Below are 4,148 nucleotides of genomic sequence, written 5' to 3'. Positions count from 1 at the left end.
AATGTGGTTGCTCGTGACCATGATAGACGCCGATCAAAACCGCGCTCAGCAATCCAAAGCGGAAAAAAGGCAGGATGACCAGCTCCAGGGCAAGGATCAGCGCCACCAGTGGCCAACCCTGGGCGGCAATCCCGGCGATGCCCGAAAAAATAATGCTGGTGTGGTGTACACCGAAGATGTCGACGGTCAAAAAAGGCAGTAAATTCATTGGTAGTAGTAGCAGCAACGCACTCAAACTCATGGCCAGGGCCGCGTTGATGCTCCGCCCGCGGGTGCGTTCCAAGACTGCCCCGCAACGCGTACAGTAGGTATGCATTCCCGGAACGATAACAGCCGGCAAATGCTGCAATAGACCGCAGTCGGGGCAGCAGACGAAGCCATGCTTGGCGTGCAAATCGACATCCGCACCGCCTGCTAGCACGCTAGCTATGGGCTCATTCTCACCGACCATATGATTATAGGATAGCGCGCTTCCGGACACTCTGCCGAAAATCCGTTTCGACATACCCTGCGAGTTATGAGAGATTCTCCCAAGAGATCGATTTACGAGGAGAACATCATGCCCGATCAAATCCCTATTCTAACCACCAACGATTTCCCGGGTATGCGCGTCGTGCGGGTTGTTGGCCCCGTCTATGGGACTTCGGTACGCTCCCGCAGCATCGTCGGCAACTTTCTGGGTAGCGTTCGTGCTGTTTTCGGCGGCAAGCAGTCGGGCTATGTGAAGATGATTGCCCAGACCCGAGACGAAGCTCTGGCGCAACTAGCGGAGCACGCGCAATCCCTGGGTGCCAACGCGGTACTCGCTACGCGCTTCGACTCGGGCGAGTTCGACGCGGGGCAGGGGCAAGCCATGAACGAGGTCACAGCCTATGGGACGGCGGTGGTGGTGGAACCTGCCACGGACTGAAATGTTCCAACGGCTCTTCGGTCATGTTGTCTCTCGCTAATTTCTCTCGAACATGAGTAGGAGGGCTGCTCGTTCTTTGATGGTGAGCACTACCGAAAAGGGTGCTGTTTGCAGGTAATAGCGTTTTATCCTGGCCCCTGTTGGCGCCAGCCCAGACGCCTGATCCATTGTGATAAATTGTGATGATTTTTGCCTACTGAGTTCTTTTGTAGAAGGAATTAACGGAGCACCAATTTTTTTTCAGCACAGACCAGCATGGCCAAGTCAGACGATCCGACTGGTGACATCATCGACAGGTACCGCGCGTAACCAGACGCTGGCAGAGCAGGCGGCAGCAACTCCTGGGCGTTGTCGGCTGAATGCGTTCCCGGACACCGACGGGTCCCGAAAAGTGGTTGGCGGTGTCCAGAAACCACAGGTGTTCGAGAAACGTCGGTTTCCTCGGTCTATCTTTGGTATCAGCTTGGTATCTCTACCATGAGGCACTCATGCCGATACAAAAGAAACTTTCGTTATGTTCTATATGCCTGGTTGGAAAATCGACATATCTATTTGGAGAGAAGCTCCAGGTCCCTGCGTGCATAACAAATGCCATTGATTGAGAAGAGAAACCTAGCAATAAAAGAAGGGAAAATCGCTTCATATTTGTTCTCCAAGAGGTGCGATGAAATGGATTTGAAAAGCTAGATAGATGTTTTCTGGTTTAGTTTTCACAAAAACCAGAACCGTTGTTAATGATCATGCTGACCTGAGAAATATTTATCCAGGTACTGTATGGAAATTCTTTTGACTTTCCCCCGGCCAAGTAAAAAGTCAGGTTATTTATTTGTGCATAGTTATGGTCAACGTTGGAAACGGTGCCTTTCACGTACTCAATTTCTGTGCCAGATACCCACTGGTCTGGAAGATCCTCTAGGGCTCTAGTCAGTGGTTTTGACATGAAACAATACGTCTTGCCAATTACTAATGGAGTGCTTCCAGAATTGGAAATATTATTTGATCCATTATTATGTGTGTCTACACATCCGGATAGAAAAAAGATAACAGCTACGATCGCTGTTAATATTTTCGTGCTCAATTTGAAATTTGCGGACATTTTGTGGAAACCTTTATCAGTGATTTTTGTGATCTATGATTTTCTGATGACGGCAGGTTCTGCCATGTAATAGCTGACATGGCGATGGGCTATCTGGGGTAATAGTCGTGCGGGTCATTGTGGCATGTTCCGTTCTATTTGGGTGGATCTACATTCACTACCATGATTATTATTCGACAGCGGGGTAATTGTCGAGGGGGTGGCGAGCAGCAAAGAGCGTTACGACCTAAGCGTTAGCCTTCTTTGTGCTCGCTATCAAGAGCGGCGCGGGCGCACTTCCGGAGGTTTTCGATCTTGTGGACGTTCTGCGCATTCTCCGGGTGGGCTGCTTGAAGACGTGCTCATAATCAGATATCTCCATGGCATCGCGCTTGGTCTTTAGGTGATGATCTTTGATGGAGTCGTGCGATCGGCAAAAGTTACGGATTATTGAAAACCGTTGCGCCGGTAACTTGGGTAACCCCTGCGGCCTCAAAAAGCGCCTTGTTGAATCCTGGCTGCGTCACAATAGCGTTAACCGTTTTGTTTAACATAGCTTCTGAAGCAGAATGACGATTACTGCTTAATGATAGCAAACCAGGTGTGCTGGTTTTAAAGCTTGTTTCTACATTTTTCTGGAATAAGGTGTTACCTTTTCCATTTTTAACAGATACAGTTACAGCTGTTTTTCCATAATGGCTGATGTATGTCAGATGCATATTTTCGTGCATACGGAACTTTTTCACATGTACAACAAGATGTGCGGCACCGTTCTTTTGCACGTTGTAACCCATTATCTGTAGGGCAGAATTCAGGGCGCGGGTTAAGTCTTTCTGGATATTCATATACACGTCAGAAGTTTTAAACCCATAACCATTTTTGGTGTACCCGATAAAGTTCTTATCCTTCCGATCATTGATAACATCTACTGCGACCGAAACTTGAGCAGCGCCAGCCACCTTGGTCATTCCCGCAGGAGCCTTGTAGGTAGGATGCACTTCGTCAGGAACAAAAGCACAACCCGTCAAAGCAAAAGCCGCAACCAAACCAGCAACCTTCAAACCGCTCTTCGTCATCTTCGTATTCATGGAACTTTGCAGCCTCTATTTTGAATGGATGATCTTTGGGTAAGAATGAGACATAGCGCATCCTTCTGTCCCATCTGGCACTCTTCATGTAGAACCCGCCAGATTGTATTCAAAAACTTTTGCGATCGGTGTGGCATAAGACAAAACGGTAAATTCTTCCTCTCTTTTAGCAGGTTGGTCAGTATGCTGGCCTACCCACATGTCCGCTTCCAGTCCAAACTCGCCATTTATTGCATTGGCACCTTCTCTCAGGTTGCAAGTGTTTCACTTCGTCCCCCAATCCAGAATCACTTGCCCGTAGGCCGATTCTTGATAGGGCGGCTGTTTGTTCGCCATGTAGGTAATCGTTGGAGTCAAGCTCAAGACCTTATGGCCGCGCAAGAGCGAAGGCAGCGGGGCGCTTACCCCATTGCTGCAATGCCAGGGTGCCGTGTTCAGTTCTTCCGGCAAGCGCTGCATCGCGATTTGCGGATTGTAAGCCGACAGTTGAGTCACCGGAGTGCTCGGGCTATCACAGACGACCACGCTAGCCGAGGCCATCCCGCAACACCCTAGTAGCAATCCCGCAGCCGCAATTTGCTGTCGCATCATCCGAAAACTCCTCCTGAACAGAAATGCTGCGTTTTCGAAATTAAAAATAAAGGCACCTAGAGATGCGCTCTAAGTGCCTGTTTTATTTGGTGGGTTGTGAGGGGATCGAACCCACGACCCGCTGATTAAGAGTTAGTCGCAATGATGTTTCACCACCTTGGACGATCTTGCACCATCCAGCATAATGCATTATGAATCATAGCATTGTGATGATTCATTGTTGCATGCTCTAGCACCATCTAGCTTGCAATTTCCTTCCAAGCGTCTACCATGTGTCTACCGTTTTTGCTAATCAGTGGGTCACATGAACACTACCATCCGCTTGCGTAAGAGTACCGTTGACAGCATCGAACTACCCCAACCGGGATCACCTCCCGTGTTCTACCGGGATGACCAGCTAGTCGGCTTTGGCCTGAAGGTCACCCCAAAGAGCAAGATCTACATTGTGGAAAGACGGGTGGCAGGAAAGAGCAAACGGATCACC

5 protein-coding genes are annotated in these 4,148 nt (G+C 49.2%); 2 read left to right on the top strand and 3 right to left on the bottom strand.

All coding sequences use genetic code 11. From position 1 onward, the window contains the following. On the bottom strand, positions 1–421 hold a 421-nt coding region (locus tag RTI30_RS13075; RefSeq protein WP_312283981.1), incomplete at its 3' end, for a paraquat-inducible protein A. 138 nt (positions 422–559) lie between these two features. On the opposite strand from RTI30_RS13075, the gene RTI30_RS13070 reads away from it, so the two are divergent. Next, positions 560–910, top strand: a complete 351-nt coding sequence (locus RTI30_RS13070) for a YbjQ family protein (protein WP_312283980.1) — start codon at positions 560–562, stop codon at positions 908–910. A 1,515-nt stretch (positions 911–2,425) separates the two neighbouring features. Here the strand turns inward: RTI30_RS13070 and RTI30_RS13065 are convergent. Then, on the bottom strand, positions 2,426–3,073 hold the full coding sequence (locus RTI30_RS13065) for a YajG family lipoprotein (protein ID WP_312283979.1): 648 nt from the start codon (positions 3,071–3,073) through the stop codon (positions 2,426–2,428). Between the two features lie 264 nt (positions 3,074–3,337). Next, a complete protein-coding gene (locus tag RTI30_RS13060) occupies positions 3,338–3,664 on the bottom strand; it encodes a hypothetical protein (protein ID WP_312283978.1) in 327 nt (108 codons plus the stop codon). A 304-nt stretch (positions 3,665–3,968) separates the two neighbouring features. On the opposite strand from RTI30_RS13060, the gene RTI30_RS13055 reads away from it, so the two are divergent. Further along, the coding region (locus tag RTI30_RS13055) for a hypothetical protein (RefSeq protein ID WP_312283977.1) at positions 3,969–4,148 on the top strand (180 nt) is incomplete at its 3' end.

Source organism: Candidatus Igneacidithiobacillus taiwanensis (assembly GCF_031962545.1).
GTDB classification, from domain to species: Bacteria; Pseudomonadota; Gammaproteobacteria; order Acidithiobacillales; family Acidithiobacillaceae; genus Igneacidithiobacillus; species Igneacidithiobacillus taiwanensis.
The sequence above is the reverse complement of the archived record's forward strand: the minus strand, read 5'-3'. Positions and strand labels throughout refer to the sequence as shown.